At 72.4% G+C, this 16,950-nt stretch carries 14 protein-coding genes; 7 read left to right on the forward strand and 7 right to left on the reverse strand.

All coding sequences use genetic code 11. The features are described from left to right. Position 1: 1 nt before the first annotated feature. Positions 2-3,154, reverse strand: coding sequence for an FAD-binding and (Fe-S)-binding domain-containing protein (locus tag ACIPRD_RS23140; RefSeq protein ID WP_401565562.1), 3,153 nt, complete (start codon positions 3,152-3,154; stop codon positions 2-4). Between the two features lie 156 nt (positions 3,155-3,310). Here ACIPRD_RS23140 and serC point away from each other — a divergent pair, with 156 nt between their 5' ends. After that, positions 3,311-4,429: a phosphoserine transaminase gene (serC, locus tag ACIPRD_RS23145; RefSeq protein ID WP_356404685.1), complete on the forward strand. Its 1,119-nt coding sequence runs from the start codon at positions 3,311-3,313 to the stop codon at positions 4,427-4,429. Positions 4,430-4,495: 66 nt separating this feature from the next. Here serC and ACIPRD_RS23150 read toward each other — a convergent pair whose 3' ends face one another. Beyond that, positions 4,496-5,494, reverse strand: coding sequence for a WD40 repeat domain-containing protein (locus tag ACIPRD_RS23150; RefSeq protein WP_401565564.1), 999 nt, complete (start codon positions 5,492-5,494; stop codon positions 4,496-4,498). Positions 5,495-5,611: 117 nt separating this feature from the next. Here ACIPRD_RS23150 and ACIPRD_RS23155 point away from each other — a divergent pair, with 117 nt between their 5' ends. Further along, on the forward strand, positions 5,612-6,295 hold the full coding sequence (locus ACIPRD_RS23155; RefSeq protein WP_401565567.1) for an SGNH/GDSL hydrolase family protein: 684 nt from the start codon (positions 5,612-5,614) through the stop codon (positions 6,293-6,295). 133 nt (positions 6,296-6,428) lie between these two features. On the opposite strand, the gene ACIPRD_RS23160 is transcribed toward ACIPRD_RS23155, so the two are convergent. Beyond that, a complete protein-coding gene (locus ACIPRD_RS23160; protein WP_401565569.1) occupies positions 6,429-7,547 on the reverse strand; it encodes a hypothetical protein in 1,119 nt (372 codons plus the stop codon). Positions 7,548-7,653: 106 nt separating this feature from the next. Between ACIPRD_RS23160 and ACIPRD_RS23165 the strand changes: the two genes are divergently transcribed. Continuing rightward, positions 7,654-8,649, forward strand: a complete 996-nt coding sequence (locus ACIPRD_RS23165) for an aldo/keto reductase (protein WP_401565572.1) — start codon at positions 7,654-7,656, stop codon at positions 8,647-8,649. 210 nt (positions 8,650-8,859) lie between these two features. Here ACIPRD_RS23165 and thpR read toward each other — a convergent pair whose 3' ends face one another. After that, a complete protein-coding gene (gene thpR / locus ACIPRD_RS23170) occupies positions 8,860-9,432 on the reverse strand; it encodes an RNA 2',3'-cyclic phosphodiesterase (RefSeq protein WP_401565575.1) in 573 nt (190 codons plus the stop codon). Positions 9,433-9,472: 40 nt separating this feature from the next. On the opposite strand from thpR, the gene ACIPRD_RS23175 reads away from it, so the two are divergent. Next, on the forward strand, positions 9,473-9,988 hold the full coding sequence (locus ACIPRD_RS23175; protein ID WP_356404673.1) for a GNAT family N-acetyltransferase: 516 nt from the start codon (positions 9,473-9,475) through the stop codon (positions 9,986-9,988). Between the two features lie 36 nt (positions 9,989-10,024). Here ACIPRD_RS23175 and ACIPRD_RS23180 read toward each other — a convergent pair whose 3' ends face one another. Both ACIPRD_RS23180 and ACIPRD_RS23185 read right to left on the reverse strand, forming a co-directional pair. Further along, entirely contained in the window at positions 10,025-11,386 is a 1,362-nt protein-coding gene (locus ACIPRD_RS23180; RefSeq protein ID WP_356404671.1) for an MFS transporter, read from the reverse strand. 25 nt (positions 11,387-11,411) lie between these two features. Continuing rightward, positions 11,412-11,849, reverse strand: a complete 438-nt coding sequence (locus tag ACIPRD_RS23185) for a MarR family transcriptional regulator (protein ID WP_356404669.1) — start codon at positions 11,847-11,849, stop codon at positions 11,412-11,414. A gap of 153 nt (positions 11,850-12,002) precedes the next feature. Between ACIPRD_RS23185 and ACIPRD_RS23190 the strand changes: the two genes are divergently transcribed. Next, positions 12,003-12,185 carry a ribbon-helix-helix protein, CopG family gene (locus ACIPRD_RS23190; RefSeq protein ID WP_015659639.1) on the forward strand — a complete coding sequence of 61 codons (183 nt, stop codon included), beginning with the start codon at positions 12,003-12,005 and terminating at the stop codon, positions 12,183-12,185. Positions 12,186-12,264: 79 nt separating this feature from the next. Here ACIPRD_RS23190 and ACIPRD_RS23195 read toward each other — a convergent pair whose 3' ends face one another. Further along, entirely contained in the window at positions 12,265-13,716 is a 1,452-nt protein-coding gene (locus ACIPRD_RS23195; protein ID WP_356404667.1) for an NCS2 family permease, read from the reverse strand. Between the two features lie 333 nt (positions 13,717-14,049). Between ACIPRD_RS23195 and ACIPRD_RS23200 the strand changes: the two genes are divergently transcribed. Together ACIPRD_RS23200 and ACIPRD_RS23205 are read left to right on the forward strand one after the other, a co-directional pair. After that, a complete protein-coding gene (locus ACIPRD_RS23200; RefSeq protein ID WP_356404665.1) occupies positions 14,050-14,325 on the forward strand; it encodes a DUF2530 domain-containing protein in 276 nt (91 codons plus the stop codon). Positions 14,326-14,495: 170 nt separating this feature from the next. Beyond that, positions 14,496-16,838: a GH92 family glycosyl hydrolase gene (locus ACIPRD_RS23205; protein WP_401565580.1), complete on the forward strand. Its 2,343-nt coding sequence runs from the start codon at positions 14,496-14,498 to the stop codon at positions 16,836-16,838. Positions 16,839-16,950 lie beyond the last annotated feature (112 nt).

A 16,950-nucleotide genomic window follows, 5' to 3' on the forward strand; every position in this document is an offset into this window, starting at 1 on the left:
CTCATTTCTCCGCCCCCTCCGCTCCGCTCGCTCCGTTCTCCCCGTCCTCCTCGGCCCCTGCCGCCCCCTCCGCTGTGTCCGCCCGGTCCACGCGGTCCGCCCGGTCCGCCCGGTCCAGGCCTTCCGCCAGGACCTCCGCCAGGTGCCGTCCGCGCGCTCCGGCCAGTTGCTCCAGCTGGGTGCGGCAGGAGAAGCCGTCCGCCAGGACGACCGTCTCCGGGGGCGCGTCCCGTACGGAGGGCAGCAGTCGTTCCTCCGCGCAGGCCCGGGACACCTCGAAGTGCCCCTTCTCGAAACCGAAGTTGCCCGCGAGGCCGCAGCAGCCGCCGGCCAGTTCACCGGTGAGGCCCGCCGCCTCACGCAGTCCGCGGTCGGCGCTGTCACCGAGGACCGCGTGCTGGTGGCAGTGGGTCTGACCGGCGACGGGACGGTCCAGGACGGGCGGGGTCCAGTGCGGGGCGTGCCGTTCCAGCGTCTCGGCGAAGGTGCGGACCGCCGCCGCGAGCCGGGCCGCCCGGGGGTCGTCCCCGAGCAGTTCGGGCAGGTCGGAGCGGAGGGCCGCCGCACAGCTCGGTTCCAGCACGACGACCGGCACCCCGGCCGCCAGCACCGGTTCCATCAGGTCGAGGGTGCGCCGCAGGACCGCGCGGGCGCGGTCGAGCCGGCCGGTGGAGAGGTAGGTCAGTCCGCAGCACACCCGGCCGCGGCGGGAGGTGAACAGCGCGGCCGCCGACTTCGATCCGCCGTCCCCGATCCGCCCCCTCCCCGGCAGCAGCGTCGGCGGGAGAGCCACGCGCAGCCCGGCCGCCTCCAGCACCCGGACGGCCGCGCGGCCGACGGACGGCGACAGATGCTCGGTGAAGGTGTCGGGCCACAGCACGACCAGCTCCCCGGCCCGCTCCCCCGTACCGGCCCCGTACCCGTCCCCTCCCGCACCGACCTCCGCCCCCTGCCCGTCACCTCCCGCACCGACCTCCGCCCCGTGCCCGCCTGTTCCCCCACCGGACCCGACCCCGTTCCCGCCCGCGCCCGTCCACCGCTCCGGCTTCCCCGGCCCGCTCCCGTCCCGCGCCCTCTTCGCCCACCACCGGCTGAACGTCTCCGTCGCGATCCGCGGGATCTCCCGCTCGGCCGCGATCCCGCCCAGCCGTCTGCCCAGCGCCGCCGCCGGGGGCACCGACGCGAGCCGATTGACGAGTCGCGCCGTCCGCGTGCGGGCCACGGCGGCCAGCCACACCGGCAGCGAGCCCATGCTGTAGTGGGCGGCCGGGCGTCGCCGGCCGACGTAGTGGTGGTGCAGGAACTCCGCCTTGTAGGTGGCCATGTCGACACCGACCGGGCAGTCCGAGCGGCACCCCTTGCAGGACAGGCACAGGTCCAGCGCGTCACGGACCTCCGGGGAGCGCCAGCCGCCGGTGATCAGTTCGCCCGCGAGCATCTCGTGCAGCAGGCGGGCACGGCCGCGGGTGGAGTGCTCCTCCTCTCCGGTCACCCGGAACGACGGGCACATGACGGCGGGTCCGGTGGCCTCCGTCGTACGGCACTTGGCGACGCCGACGCAGCGGCGGACGGCCGCGCGGAAGTCGCCGCCGTCGGCCGGGTAGCCGAAGGCCACGTCCACCGGGCGGCGCGGCAGCACCGCGAAGCGCAGGTTCGCGTCCAGCGGGGCCGGGCGGACCAGCATGCCGGGGTTGAGCAGGTCCTCGGGGTCCCAGAGGGCCTTGACCCGCTCGAAGAGCCGGACCGTCTCCTCGCCGTACATGCGCGGCAGGAGCTCCGCGCGGGCCTGGCCGTCGCCGTGCTCCCCGGAGAGCGAGCCGCCGTGGGCGACGACCAGGTCGGCCAGTTCGACGGAGAAGCGGCGGAAGCGGCCGACGCCTGCCCCGGTGAGCAGGTCGAAGTCGATGCGGACGTGGATGCAGCCGTCCCCGAAGTGGCCGTAGGGAGTGCCGCGCAGGCCGTGGGCGGCGAGCAGGGCACGGAAGTCCCGCAGATAGGCGCCGAGCCGGGCGGGCGGCACCGCGCAGTCCTCCCAGCCGGGCCACGCCTCCGAGCCGTCCGGCATCCGGGTGGCCGTACCCGCCGCGTCCTCGCGGACGCGCCACAGGGCCCGCATGGCGGCCGGATCCGTCACCACGGCCGCGTCGACCGCGTCGGCGGCGCGCACGATCCGCTCCGCGTCCGCGCGTGCCTGCGCGGGGGAGGGCCCGCCGGTCTCCACGAACAGCCAGGCGCCGCCCCCGGGCAGCCGCGCCGGCGCGCGGACCAGGTCGGCCGCCATGCCCTCCACGGTGAGCGGACCGTAGGGCAGCAGTCCGGCGGCGGCCTCGGCGGCGGCGCTCTCGTCCGCGTACCCCAGCACGGCCAAGGCGCGCGCGGGAGGGTCCGCCACCAGGCGGACGACCGCTTCCGTGAGCAGGCCGAGGGTGCCCTCGGAGCCGCAGAAGGAGCGGGCGACATCGGCACCGCGCTCGGGCAGCAGGGCGTCCAGCGCGTAACCCGAGATGCGGCGGGGCAGGTCGGGGAAGCAGGTGCGCAGCCGGGCCAGTTCGCTCTCCGCCAGGGCGCGCAGGCCGTCGGGGGCGCCCGCCCAGTCGGGGCCCGGCCGCAGCCGCTCACCGCGCGCGGTGAGCACGGACAGCCCGAGCACGTTGTCCGCGGTGGTCCCCCAGGCGACCGAGTGGGCGCCGCACGAGTTGTTGCCGATCATCCCGCCGAGGGTGCAGCGGCCGTGCGTGGACGGGTCGGGACCGAAGCGCAGGCCGTGCGGGGCGGCGGCCTCCTGGAGGCGGTCGAGGACCAGACCGGGCTGGACCACCGCCGTGCGCGCCGCGGGGTCCAGGTCCACCAGACGGTTCATGTGCCGCGTGAAATCCAGTACCACCCCGGTGCCGGTCGCCTGTCCGGCGATCGACGTACCGCCGCCGCGCGCCACCACCGGCACCCCGTGCGCCCGGCACACCTCCAGCACCGCCGCGACGTCGTCGGCGTCCCTCGGGGCCACCACCCCGGCCGGGACCCGCCGGTAGTTGGACGCGTCCATCGTCACGAGCGCCCGGGCGGTGGCGCCGAAGCCGACCTCGCCCCGGACGGCCGCCCGCAGCTCCGCCTCGAGTGCCGGGCGGACCGCTTCGAACCCCGAGTGATCCGTCATGCGTCCAGCATGCATCCGATCACACACCGTCACCCGGACTTGTCCACAAGCCGACCGGAATCGTCGTACAACCCGACAAGTCCAGGACTCGGCGATCTCGTCTCATCCGACGGACACGGCTTCGCCCGGTTTCGCGCAGCCGATACGCTCCGGATCGTGGCCGACATCGAGATCCCCGCTGACATCATGCCCGCCGACGGACGCTTCGGCGCGGGCCCCTCCAAGGTGCGCACGGAGGCACTGGAGGCGCTCGCCGCCACCGGGAGTTCCCTGCTGGGCACCTCCCACCGGCAGGCTCCGGTCAAGAACCTGGTGGGCCGGGTCCGCGAGGGCATCAGCTCCCTGTTCTCCCTCCCCGACGGCTACGAGGTGATCCTCGGCAACGGCGGCTCGACCGCGTTCTGGGACGTCGCCACGGCCGGCCTGATCGAGAACAGGTCCCAGCACCTCACCTTCGGCGAGTTCTCCTCCAAGTTCGCCAAGGCCGCGAAGCTCGCGCCGTGGCTGGACGAACCGACCGTCATCACCTCCGACCCCGGCACCCACCCGCAGGCGCGGGCCGAGGCGGGCGCCGACGTCTACGCCTTCACCCACAACGAGACCTCCACCGGTGTCGCGATGCCGATCGCGCGCGTGGCCGGGGCCGACGAGGGCGCGCTGGTCCTCGTCGACGCGACGAGCGGCGCGGGCGGCCTCCCGGTCGACATCGCCGAGACCGACGTCTACTACTTCGCCCCGCAGAAGTCCTTCGCCTCCGACGGCGGCCTGTGGATCGGCGTCTTCTCCCCGGCCGCGATCGAGCGCGCCGAGCGGATCCACGCCTCCGGCCGGCACATCCCGGAGTTCTTCTCGCTCCCCACGGCGATCGACAACTCCCGCAAGAACCAGACGTACAACACCCCGGCCCTCTCGACCCTCTTCCTGCTGAACGAGCAGCTGGAGTGGCTCAACGGCCAGGGCGGCCTGGACTTCGCCACGGCCCGCACCAAGGACTCCTCGACCCGTCTGTACACCTGGGCGGAGGAGTCCAAGTACGCCAACCCCTTCGTCGCCGACCCGGCCGAGCGCTCGCAGGTCATCGGCACGATCGACTTCGCCGACGAGATCGACGCGGCCGCCGTCGCCAAGGCGCTGCGCGCCAACGGCATCGTCGACACCGAGCCGTACCGCAAGCTCGGCCGCAACCAGCTGCGCGTCGCGATGTTCCCGGCGATCGACCCGGCGGACGTCGAGGCGCTGACGAAGTGCGTCGACTACGTGATCGAGAAGCTCTGACCTCCCGCTGACGGACGAGAGGGCGCCCCGTACCGCACGGGGCGCCCTCTCGCGTGCCGGGCCGCCCTATCCCCGCCCCCGGCGCCGCAGCCGCCGTACCCCGAACAGGACCGCGACCCCGACGGCGACGACGACGGCGCCCGTCGTGACGTTCCCGCCGCCGCCCAGGCCGCCGCTGCCGCCACCCGGAGCGGAACTCCCGCTCGCGGAAGGGGACTCGGAGGCGGTCGCCGCCCCCTCGGGCGCGTCCTGGGCCTGCACCGCACTGTCGGCGCCCTCGCTGCCGAACAGCAGCCGGGTCCCGTCGGGGGAGTACGAGACGGACTCCCCCTGCCCCTGGAGGGGCACGTTCAGCCGCCCCTCGCGCTTGATGCGGCCGCCGTTCCAGTCGTAGTAGATGCCACCGAAGTAGCCGCGCACGGCGAGCTGCCGGCCGTTCGGCGAGAGGGCGGCGTCGGTGGCCCAGAGGTCGACGGGGGCGACGGGCCGGAAGATGTTCGCGCCGGAGGCCGAGAGCCGCTCGGGGCCCTCGTAGAGGTGTCCGCCGTCCTCGTTCTTGTCGATGATGTACACGCGCCCGGTCTTCGGGTCGACGACCATCGACTCGGCGTTGCGCGGCCCGTCGGAGTACTTGACGACGTACTGCGTCGCCGTGACCGTGCGGTCCTCGAGCACCTTCGGCTCGGGCAGCCGGTAGATCCACACGTACGGCCACTTGCCGCCGAGGTTGTCACCGATGTCGCCGACGTAGATCTGGTCGTCCGGCCCGACGGAGATGGCCTCGACGTCGCGCGGGGAGCCGATGCCCCGCAGGGTCACCGTGGCGACGGTCTTCCCGGTCCGGCTGTCGACCGCGTAGATGTACGGTCCGTCGTCGCTGTCGTTGTGCGTCCAGTAGACGCCGGGGTGCAGGCGGGAGGCGGCCAGGCCGCTGGACTCGGTGATCTTCGGGTCCTTGATGGTGAATCCCTGGTCCCCGGGAGAGCCGCCGTCGGCGGCGGAAGCGGGCAGCGCACAGGCCCCCGCGAGCAGGACCCCGGCGAGCAGGGCGAACGGTCGGCGCATGCGCCAAGCCTCCCACTTGGCCGCGGGCTTCGCGGGCGGTGCCGGGACCCGGGCCAGTGGCGGGCCTCACAACTCCGTCCGTCGCGGGCCGCCTCGGAGATCGTCCATCATGAGCGGATGCTCAGGTTCATGCCCGTCGGTGACTCCATGACGATCGGAAGCGCGGGTGAACACACCTGGCGCTACCGGATGTGGCAGCACCTGCGCGCGACCTGCGAGGGCCCGTTCCAGATCGTCGGGCCCCGCGAGACGCTGTACGACAAGGCGGCGGACGCTCCGACGTCGCACGAGTACGCCGACCCCGACTTCCCCCGCGGCCACCTGGCCGGCTGGGGCGAGGGCTGGCAGCACATGGCCCCGCTGATCAGCGAGGCGGTACGGCGGCACCGCGCCGACGTCCTGCTCGTCTCCCTCGGCCTGATCGACCTGGGCTTCTACACCAACGCCGAGCAGACGGCGGAGAACGTACGGGCCTTCATCGACGCCGCCCGCACCGCCAGGCCGCGCGTGCGCATGGTGCTCCTGCCCGTCATCCCGAACACCCGGGCCGAGCTGGACCCCTCCTTCGCCGAGCAGGTCGCCCTGTTCAACACCCTGCTGGCCAAGACGGTCGCCGACCTGGACACCCCCGGCTCCCCCCTGCTGCTGGCGTCCCCGCCCGAGCCGTACGACATCCACAGCGACACCTACGACGGCACGCACCCCAACGCGAGCGGGGAGCACCGGATCGCGGAGGCGTTCGCGGGGGCGATGCACGAGGCGTGGGGAATCGGCGGGCCGTACACGGCGGGAACGGACTGACCACCCGCCGTCCCCCGGGCCGGTCCGCCGTCCTCCGGCCGGTCCGGCATCCCCCGGCCGGTCCGCCGCCTCCCGGCAGGTCCGCCGCCCCCGGGCCATTCCGGCGCCCCCGGCCGGTCCGGCATCCCCCGGGCTACTCCCCGGGCTGCTCCCGTGCCCACACGAGCAGCTCGTCGCCCGCGTCCGACAGCGTCCACCAGCGGCCGTCGCCCAGGGCGGTGGGGCCCCGCGTGCCGACCGGGACCGGGTACTCGACCAGGGCGGGCGCACCCGCGCCGCCCGTGGTGGCGACGATCCAGTGCCGGCCCTCGCCCCACTCCTCGTCGCTCTCGACGGTCGAGCAGATCAGGGTGGTCTCGTCGAGGAAGCCGCCCGCCCAGTCCCAGAACGCCTCCACCTCGTCGTTGCCGGGCTCGGCTCCGGGATGCCGGGGGACGACGCAGGCGTCCCACTCCAGGCCGTCCAGGAGCAGGCAGCGGCCGTCCCGCACGGCCAGTGCGCCCTGGTCGTGGGCCACGGTCATCAGACGCGCGCCCGACGGACTCACGCTCATCAGGGCCAGGTCCTCGTCGATGTGGTCGACGGCCAGCTCCTCGCCGTCGAAGCGGCCCGCGCGCAGCGGCGAGCCGTCCTGGCCCTCCCCGATGGTCAGCCACATCCGCGCCGGATCGGCGGGGTGCGGCAGATGGAAGCTCCCCTCCGCCGCGGACAGGGTGTCGGCCCTGGCCAGCACCCGGCCGTCACCGGCGTCCAGCAGCAGCCACTCCTCGTACCCCTGCGCGCCCGGCCCGTCCGTGGACAGCGGGCCGCTCACATGCGCCCAGACGGTCTTCCCGTCGGCCGAGAACCCGGCCGAGCCGCGCTTGGGGTAGCGGTGGTCGTCGCGTCCGGCGTAGTCGTCGTAGGAGGAGTGCGCCTCCTGGCAGGGGCCGGACCAGCAGCCGTGCCGCACCTCCCACCGCGTCGCGCCCGACGGCTCCACCGCCCGTACCGCGTGGACGCCCGCGAACACCACCAGACCCGCGTCCGGCGACACCGCGTACCCGCCGCGCCGGCGGGGCCAGGGCGCGGGCACGCGCACAGGCCCGCCGACCGGCGCGAAGCCGTCGTCGAGCGCCTGGACCACGAGCGCGTCGTCGCCGCGCCGGACGAGCAGCCGGCGTCCCGGCGGGCCGCACAGCTCGGGGACGTCTCCCTCCTCCGGCGGCAGGGACGCGGGAACGGTGGCACAGAGCCGGGCACGAACGGGCACGGAGGTCTCCCTGGGGTTCACTACTGCCCGCACCCTACGGCGCGCCACCGACAACTCCCCCGACACGCTTGCCTTGAGCGCACTCCAGGACGTTGGCTGAGTGGTCATGGAGTACACGCAGCTAGGACGCACCGGACTCAAGGTCAGCCGACTCGTCCTCGGCACCATGAACTTCGGCCCGCAGACGGACGAGACCGACAGCCACGCGATCATGGACGCGGCGCTGGACGCGGGCATCAACTTCTTCGACACCGCCAACGTGTACGGATGGGGTGAGAACAAGGGCCGCACCGAGGAGATCATCGGGAGCTGGTTCGCCAAGGGCGGCGACCGGCGCGAGAAGACCGTGCTGGCCACCAAGGTGTACGCCAACATGGGGCCCGAGGGCGACAACGTCTGGCCCAACTTCGACAGGCTCTCCGCGCTGAACATCCGGCGGGCCGTGGACGCGAGCCTGAAGCGGCTGAAGACCGACTACATCGACGTCTACCAGTTCCACCACATCGACCGGAACACCCCCTTCGACGAGATCTGGCAGGCCGTCGACGTCCTCGTCGCGCAGGGCAAGATCCTGTACGCCGGTTCCTCCAACTTCCCCGGCTACAAGATCGCCCAGGCGAACGAGACCGCCGCCCGGCGCGGCAACACCATCGGCCTCGTCAGCGAGCAGTGTCTGTACAACCTGGCCGAGCGCCGCGCCGAGATGGAGGTGATCCCGGCCGCGCAGGACTACGGCCTCGGGGTCATCCCCTGGTCCCCGCTGCACGGCGGCGTGCTCGGCGGAGTGATCAGGAAGGAGGTGCAGGGCGGGCGCCGCGCCTCCGGCCGCGCCGCGGACTTCCTGGCCGACGCGGAGAAGCGCGCGCGGATCCAGTCGTACGAGGACCTGCTGGACAAGCACGGCCTGGAGCCCGGCGAGGTGGCCCTGGCGTGGCTGCTGACCCGGCCCGGGGTGACCGGCCCGATCGTCGGCCCGCGCACCGCGGAGCAGCTGGAGTCCGCCCTGCGGGCCTCGGAGCTGGAGCTGAGCCAGGAGCTGCTCGGCTCCCTCGACGAGATCTTCCCGGGGCCGGGGCCGTCCCCGGAGGCCTTCGCCTGGTAGTCACGGGCCCGCGCGCAACGCCCCGAAAGGGGGAACGGGGAGCCGTACGGCCGGTCGCACCGGCCCACGGCCGGACGACCGCGTACGGTTCCCCGCTCCCTGCCGGCCGAGCCCTACCTGACGGCCGCCGCCACCGCGACGACCACCAGCATGAGCACAAGCGCACCGGCCATGATCCGGTTCCGGGTTTTCGGGTCCACGTGAACGAGCCTAACCGGCCGCGCCCAGTGCCCAGCGGCCGACCGCCTCGTACCGGGGCTGCTCGCCGGGCACACCCGAGTGCGGCAGGTTGCTGCGGACCAGGGTCAGAGCGGTGACCGTCCAGCGGCTGCCGGTGAAGTCCGCGAGGGCCTCGACGTAAGGGTGCGGGTCCACCGCGTCCCGGCTGCGGGCCACGGTGAGATGGGCCTTGTAGCGCCGGTGTTCCTCCATCGGCAGGCCCGCCCTGCGGGCCGCGGCCTCGGCGCGTCCGGCCAGCAGCCGCAGGCTCTCCAGATCGCCGGAGGCACCCGCCCACAGGGCCCGGCCGTGCCCGAACTGGCCGCCGCCCGAGACCGCGAGCGCGAAGGGATCCGTCCGGGCCGCCGCGCGGGCCAGGCGCTCCGACAGGCCGGGCACGAGCTCGTCGGCCACCTCGCCGTAGAAGGCGAGCGTGAAGTGCCAGCCGGGACGGCCGGTCCAGCGCAGCCGGTCCGCACCGGGCAGCCGCTTCAACCGGGCCACCTCGGCGGCGAGTTCGTCCGCGACGGCGTCCGGCGGGAGGACTGCGGCGAAGAGTCTCATGTGCCCACCCTCGCAGACGCCGGCCGGGCATGATGGGCCCATGTCGATCATCATCCGGAAGGGCGGCACCGAGGACGTACCCCTGATCCTCGGCATGCTCGACAGCTCCGTGGAGTGGCTGGTCTCACAGGGCCGGACCCGCCAGTGGGGCACCGAGCCCTGGTCGCGGAACCCGCGCGCGGTAGAGACGGTCGAGCGGTACGTGGCGACGGGCACCCCGTACTTCGCCGAGGTGGACGGTGTCCCGGCCGCCACGCTCACCCTCGACGACCGGCCCGGCAGCTATCTGGAGCCCGCGGACGAGCCCGAGCGGTACATCCACCTGCTCGCCTCGGACCGCCGCTTCAAGGGCCGCGGCGCGGGTGCCGCGCTGCTCGCCCACGCGGCCGAGGAGACCCGCCGGGCCGGGATCTCCCTGCTGCGCGTGGACTGCTACGCGGGCGACGACCGCGGACTGGTCGCCTACTACGAGGCCAACGGGTTCATCGCGACCGAGCCGTTCACCTTCGGCGAGGACGCGTGGCCGGGACAGGTGCTGGCCCGGAGGGTGCTGTAGAACACCCCCCGGAGAACACCCTTCCGGCCCGGCCCGTCACGCCACCGCGGCCAGCGCCTCCCGCTCGCGCTCACGCTCCCGCGGGACGAACCGCACCCGCGGGCCGTGGTGCCAGCCCACCCAGAGCCGCAGGTCGCCGACGCGGGCCAGGACCAGGCCGATGACGCCGGCCGCGACGGCCGAGATGATGCCGCCGAAGGCGAAGCCGACCTTGGGGCCGTAGGTGTCGGTGATCCAGCCGACGACCGGTGCGCCGAGGGGCGTGCCGCCCATGAACACCATCAGGAACAGGGACATCACCCGGCCGCGCATGGCCGGGTCGGTGGCCATCTGCACGGCGGTGTTCGCGGTGACGTTGACCGTGAGGCCGAAGACCCCGATGGGCACCATGAGCAGCGCGAACAGCCAGTACGACGGCACCAGCGAGGCCATGGTCTCCAGCGCGCCGAAGGCGAGCGCGGCGCCGATCAGCACCCGGAGCCTGGCCGTGCCGCGCCGGGCGGCGAGCAGCGCGCCGCCGAGGGAGCCGACGGCCATCAGGGTGTTGAAGAGGCTGTACGCCCCGGCACCGGCGTGGAAGACGCCGTCGGCGTAGGCCGACAGCCACACCGGGAAGTTGAAGCCGAAGGTGCCGATGAACCCGACGAGCACGATCGGCCAGACGAGTTCCGGGCGCCCGGCGACGTGCCGCAGGCCCTCGCGGAGCTGGCCCTTGCCGCGCGGCGCGCGCTCGACCACGTGCAGTTCACGGGCGCGCATGAGCAGCAGACCGGCGAGGGGCGCCACGAAGGACACCCCGTTGAACAGGAACGCCCATCCGGTGCCCACGCCGGTGATCATGAGGCCGGCGACGGCGGGCCCGACGAGCCGGGCGGACTGGAAGTTCGCCGAGTTCAGGCTGACCGCGTTCTGCAGCTGGTCGGGGCCGACCATCTCGGAGACGAAGGACTGCCGTGCCGGGTTGTCCAGGACGGTCGCGAGACCGACGGCGAACGCGGCCACGTAGACGTGCCAGACCTGCACGTGTCCGGAGAGGGTCAGGGCGGCGAGCGCGAGGCCGGTGAGGGCCATGGCCGACTGGGTGGCCAGCAGCGTGGGTCGCTTGGGCAGCCGGTCGACGAGGACGCCGCCGTAGAGGCCGAACAGCAGCATCGGCAGGAACTGCAGGGCCGTCGTGATGCCGACGGCCGCGGAGGATCCGGTGAGGCTGAGGACCAGCCAGTCCTGGGCGATGCGCTGCATCCAGGTGCCCGTGTTGGAGACGACCTGGCCGATGAAGAACAACCGGTAGTTGCGGATCTTCAGCGAGCCGAACATCGAGGATCTGGAGGATCTGCGGGAAACAGGGGTCGTAGTGATCGGTGCGGGGGCGGAAGCTGCTCCGGATCCCGTACTCAAAAGGTTCGCCTCCTCGTGGTGCGCCTTACAGATGTGCGAGCTTCTCCAGCACGGGGGCGGCGGCGCGCAGTTTCGCCCACTCGTCCTCATCGAGGCCCTCGACCAGGCCGGCCAGGAACGCGTTGCGCTTGCGGCGGCTCTCCTCGAGCATCGCCTCGGCCTGCTCGGTCCGGGTGACGACCTTCTGCCGCCGGTCCTCGGGGTGCGGCTCCAGCCGGACCAGTCCCTTGGCCTCGAGCAGCGCGACGATGCGGGTCATCGACGGCGGCTGGACGTGCTCCTTGCGGGCGAGCTCGCCCGGCGTGGCCTGTCCGCAGTTGGACAGGGTGCCGAGCACCGACATCTCGGTGGGGCTCAGCGACTCGTCGACGCGCTGGTGCTTCAGCCGACGGGACAGCCGCATCACGGCGGAGCGGAGGGAGTTCACGGCGGCAACATCGTCGCCATGGGTGAGGTCCGACATGTCTTTAGCGTAACTCATTACTCTGACTAAAGACCAACCGGACGCGCCGGGATGCCCGTGACGCGTGCCACTGAATCATTTGGTCACCCGTAAGAGTGAGCCGGTTCCCGAAAGCGACACGCGGGGTGGCTTGATATGGCGACCCTCGTACGCATGGGGACCAGTGTGCTCAGCCTGCGGATAGACGGGGAGCTGCTCGAAAGGCTCCGGCACCACGCGGCGAAAAGAGGAATGAGCGTGCAGGACTATGTGGTCCGCACGCTCATCAGGGACGACTTCGACGAGCGGTTCCAGACCGCCGTCGAGGAGACGGAGAAGTTCTACGGGGTCACGTGACGGTTCACGTGACCCCGCGTCGTCCGGCTCTCCGGACCGGCCGGCCGGGCCGCGCCCAGGGGCGGCCGAGCCGGACCGGTCAGGTCAGGCCGAGGGCCGGCATCAGGTAGTAGAAGCCGAAGACCGCGGCGACGACGTACATCGCCACCGGGATCTCGCGGCCGCGCCCGGCGGCCAGGCGCAGCACCACGAAGGTGATGAAGCCCATGCCGATGCCGTTCGTGATCGAGTAGGTGAACGGCATCATCACCATGGTGATGAAGGCCGGGATGGCGATGGTGAAGTCCGACCAGTCGATCTCCCGGACCGAACCGGCCAGGATCAGGAAGCCGACCGCGAGCAGCGCGGGCGTGGCGGCCTGGGACGGGACCATCGTGGCGACCGGGGTGAGGAACAGCGCGACGGCGAACAGGGCGCCGGTGACGACGTTCGCGAGACCCGTGCGGGCGCCCTCGCCGACACCCGCCGTGGACTCCACGAAGCAGGTGGTGGCCGAGGAGGAGCTGGCACCGCCGGCGGCGACGGCGAGACCGTCGACGAGCAGGACCTTGTTGATGCCGGGCATCTGGCCCTGGGCGTCGGTCAGCTTCGCCTCGTCGCTGACACCCATGATCGTGCCCATGGCGTCGAAGAAGCAGGACAGCAGGACGGTGAAGACGAAGAGGACGCCGGTCAGCACGCCCACCTTGTGGAATCCGCCGAACAGGCTGAACTGGCCGATCAGGCCGAAGTCGGGGGTGGAGACCGGGTTGCCGGGCCACTTCGGGGTGGTCAGGCCCCAGGACGGCACCTTGGCGACGGCGTTGATGATCGCCGCGAGGACGGTCATCGACACGATGGAGATCAGGATCGCGCCGGAGACCTTGCGCACGATCAGCGCCAGGGTCAGCAGGACACCGAGGACGAAGACCAGGACCGGCCAGCCGTTGAGGTGACCGTCGCCGCCGAGCTGGAGCGGGACGGTGGTGTGGGCGATGTCCGGAATACGGCTGACGAAGCCGGAGTCCACCAGGCCGATCAGCATGATGAACAGGCCGATACCGATGGAGATCGCCTTGCGCAGGCCGTAGGGCACCGCGTTCATCACGCGCTCGCGCAGGCCGGTCGCCACCAGCAGCATCACGACGAAGCCGGCGATCACCACCATGCCCATCGCGTCCGGCCAGGACATGCGGGGGGCGAGCTGCAGCGCGACGACGGTGTTGACACCGAGGCCGGCGGCGAGCGCGATCGGGACGTTGCCGATCACACCCATGAGCAGCGTCGTGAAGGCCGCGGTGAGCGCGGTGGCCGTGACGAGCTGCCCGTTGTCGAGGTGGTGCCCGTACATGTCCCTGGCACTGCTCAGGATGATCGGGTTCAGCACGATGATGTAGGCCATCGCGAAGAACGTCGCGAAGCCGCCGCGGATCTCCCGGGCGACAGTGCTGCCGCGTTCGGTGATCCTGAAGTAGCGGTCCAGGGCGCCGAGGGACGGCGTACCGCCCGGCTGTTCGGGGGCGGGGACCTTGGCGGGAGCCGAGGTGGACATGCAAGACCTCATCACCGTCAGGGTTCCCCCGAGCCCCGCCGGCGTCTCTCTTGGAGTTTCATACGAACGGAAGTGGACATACGCAAACGGTTTCAGTATGAACGTATGAACGGCCCTCACGCTATCTCCGCGCGTAGATTTCTCACGACGCGAAAATCCGGCCGCCCTCTCCGGCCACGGTCACGCGGCGCGCACCCGCCGGCCGGCCCCGCCCGAACGGTCGGGGTGGTCCGGGCAGGCGGTCAGAGCGGGTGGTCCGGTCCGATTCTGGCTGCTTTCGTCCACTCTCGCCCACTTTTCATGCCGCCGCGACCGCCTCGTAAGCTGTCCCCCATGACGAAGTGGACCCCCCAGCACGAAGCGCCGGAGCCCCTGGAGGGCCCCGTGGTAGCCACCATCACCGGCGGCACGATCGTGTGGTTCGTCCTCTTCCTCGTCCAGCTGCCCTTCTACGGCTGGTTCCACGACCACGGCCGCGCCTGGTGGGTGTGGACCTGCCTGGCCGGGGCCGGCCTCGGCCTGATCGGCATCTGGTACGTCCGCAAGCGGGACGCCGCGATCAAGCGCGCGAAGGCCGCCGAGCCGGGCGAGCCCGTCCGGGCGGACTGACCCGCCCGGGGCCCGCGCCCACGACCCGGCCCACCCCGAGGGGCCGAACACCCCCTGCCGTACCTCTGGACGGCCGCCGGATTCCGTGTTGTCATGCCCACTGCTGACCCATGACAACGTTTTCCTGACCCCGGAACGATCCCCGGAACCGTCCGACCACAGAGGTCTATATGACATGGACACGGCAATTTGCCCTAGGTCTGGCAGGGACGCTGGCGGCGACCGCGCTGCTCACCGCCCCCGCCACCGCTCAGGACGCACCGTCCGGCGCACAGGCCGGACCGTCCGCCGCCGCGCACCTGACCGATCTCGTCGACCCGTTCATCGGCACCCAGAACGAGGGCAACACCTACCCCGGCGCCGCCGTGCCCTTCGGCATGGTGCAGCTCTCCCCCGACACCGGGCACAACACCGGCTACGACTACGCCCAGGACCACATCCGCGGCTTCTCCCTGGTCCACCTCTCCGGCGTGGGCTGCGGCCTCGGCGGTGACCTGCCGGTACTGCCGGTCACGGGGGACGTCACCACCACCGACTACGCGCGCTACGCGGCGGGCTTCGGCCACGACGACGAGAGCGCGAGCCCCGGCTACTACCGGGTGGGCCTGGACAGCGGCATCGAGGCCGAACTGACCGCGACCGCCCGCACCGGCGTGCAGCGCTACACCTTCCCCGCCACCGCCAAGGCCGACGTCCTGCTGAACGCGGGCCAGTCGCTGCACGCCAAGGTGGCCACGAAGGTCGAGATCCTCGACGACCACACCGTGCGCACCACCCTGACCGGCCGCGGCTTCTGCCAGGACACCAAGGCCTACACCCTCCACACGATCACGCACTTCGACCGGCCCTTCACCGCGTACGGCACCTGGGACGGCTCCACCGTCACCGACGGCGCGCGGAGCGGCTCCGACGGGGCCTACGTGCGGTTCGACACGACGAAGGACCGCACGGTCGAGGCGACCACCGCCCTCAGCTACGTCGACGCGCGCGGCGCGGCCGGCAACCTGCGGGCCGAGGGCGGCCGGTCCTTCGACGCCGTGCGCCGCGCGGCGGGCAGGGCCTGGGAGGACCGCCTCGACGACGTACGGGTGCGCGGGGGCGCCGACGGCCTGCGGCGGACCTTCTACTCCTCGCTGTACCGGTCGTTCCTGGCGCCCAACATCGGCAGCGATGCCGACGGCCGCTACACCGGCTGGGACCAGCGGATCCACCGCGCCCAGGGCTTCACCTACTACCAGAACTGGTCTCTGTGGGACACCTACCGCACCCAGTCCCAGCTGCTGTCGCTGCTCGCCCCGCGCGAGGCGCGCGACATGGCGGTCTCCGTCGTCCACATCGCCGAGGAGAGCGGCTGGCTGCCCAAGTGGGGCTACGGCACGGTCGAGACGAACATCATGACCGGCGACCCGGTCACCCCGTTCCTGACCAACGCCTACCAGCAGGGGCTGCTGGGCGGCTACGAGGAGCGGGCGTACCGGGCGCTGCGGAAGAACGCCGACGGGGTGCCGCCCGCCGACTCGCCGGCCGTGGGCCGCGAGGCGAACCGGGAGTACCTCGCGAACGGCTTCGCCCCCTACGTCAAGGGCCGCCCGCACGCCAAGCCCGGCGACTCCGACTACGACCACGGGGCGTCCGCCACGCTGGAGTACGCCCTCTCCGACGCGATGCTCGCCCGGATGGCCGAGGACCTCGGACACCGCGCCGACGCGGCCCGCTACGCCGCCCGTGCCCAGAACTACCGGAAGGTCTTCGACCCCTCGACCGGCTTCTTCCGCGCCCGTGACGCCTCCGGCGCCTTCACCGGACCGGCGGACCCGGCGCAGAGCGAGGGCTTCCACGAGGGCACGTCCTGGCAGTACCAGTGGCTGGTCCCGCAGGACATCCCCGGAATGGTCGGCCTGATCGGCGGCCAGGCGGCCGCGAACGCCCGCCTCGACTCCTTCTTCGCCTACGACCGGCTGCTCGCCGACCCGGCGAAGACCGCGCGCGAGGTGTGGGTGAACGGGCCGTACGCCTACTACAACGCCGACAAGTACAACCCGCAGAACGAACCCGACCTGATCGCCCCCTACACCTATCTCTCCACCGGCCAGCCCTGGAAGACCACCGACGTCGTGCACGCCGCGCTGACCCTGTTCACCGACGCGCCGACCGGCATGACCGGCAACGACGACCTCGGCACCATGTCCGCCTGGATGGTGCTGTCCTCGATCGGCGTCTTCCCGGTGCAGCCCGGCTACGACACCTGGGGCCTGTCCACGCCGGTCTTCGACCGGGTCGACCTCACCCTGGACCGCCGGTACCACCCGCACGGCCGGCTCACGATCACCGCGCCCGGCACCTCGGGCACCGACCGCTACATCCAGGCGGCCCGCGTGGACGGGGCGCCGTACGGGCGGACGTACCTGACGACCGCCGAACTGCGCGCGCACCGCTCGCTGTCGCTCACCGTGGGCCCGCGGCCCTCGGACTGGGGGACCTCGGCGGACGCGGCACCGCCCGCGCTGCGCTGAGGGACGCTGAGGAACGCTGAGGAACACAGCAGGACACAGCCAGGGGCGCCCCTGAGCACACGCTCGGGGGCGCCCCTCGTCCGACCCGGATTTCCCGCCACTCGGCAGGTGA

The organism is Streptomyces sp. NPDC090108, from assembly GCF_044747185.1.
Taxonomy (GTDB): domain Bacteria; phylum Actinomycetota; class Actinomycetes; order Streptomycetales; family Streptomycetaceae; genus Streptomyces.

Coding starts and splice junctions, on each gene's coding strand:
- ACIPRD_RS23195 (WP_356404667.1), bottom strand. CDS start 13,716: ATGTCCACCTCGGCTCCCGCCAAGGTCCCCGCCCCCGAACAGCCGGGC.
- thpR (WP_401565575.1), bottom strand. CDS start 9,432: ATGAGACTCTTCGCCGCAGTCCTCCCGCCGGACGCCGTCGCGGACGAA.
- ACIPRD_RS23190 (WP_015659639.1), top strand. CDS start 12,003: ATGGGGACCAGTGTGCTCAGCCTGCGGATAGACGGGGAGCTGCTCGAA.
- ACIPRD_RS23155 (WP_401565567.1), top strand. CDS start 5,612: ATGCTCAGGTTCATGCCCGTCGGTGACTCCATGACGATCGGAAGCGCG.
- ACIPRD_RS23140 (WP_401565562.1), bottom strand. CDS start 3,154: ATGACGGATCACTCGGGGTTCGAAGCGGTCCGCCCGGCACTCGAGGCG.
- ACIPRD_RS23200 (WP_356404665.1), top strand. CDS start 14,050: ATGACGAAGTGGACCCCCCAGCACGAAGCGCCGGAGCCCCTGGAGGGC.
- ACIPRD_RS23205 (WP_401565580.1), top strand. CDS start 14,496: ATGACATGGACACGGCAATTTGCCCTAGGTCTGGCAGGGACGCTGGCG.
- ACIPRD_RS23150 (WP_401565564.1), bottom strand. CDS start 5,494: ATGCGCCGACCGTTCGCCCTGCTCGCCGGGGTCCTGCTCGCGGGGGCC.
- ACIPRD_RS23185 (WP_356404669.1), bottom strand. CDS start 11,849: ATGTCGGACCTCACCCATGGCGACGATGTTGCCGCCGTGAACTCCCTC.
- ACIPRD_RS23165 (WP_401565572.1), top strand. CDS start 7,654: ATGGAGTACACGCAGCTAGGACGCACCGGACTCAAGGTCAGCCGACTC.
- ACIPRD_RS23175 (WP_356404673.1), top strand. CDS start 9,473: ATGTCGATCATCATCCGGAAGGGCGGCACCGAGGACGTACCCCTGATC.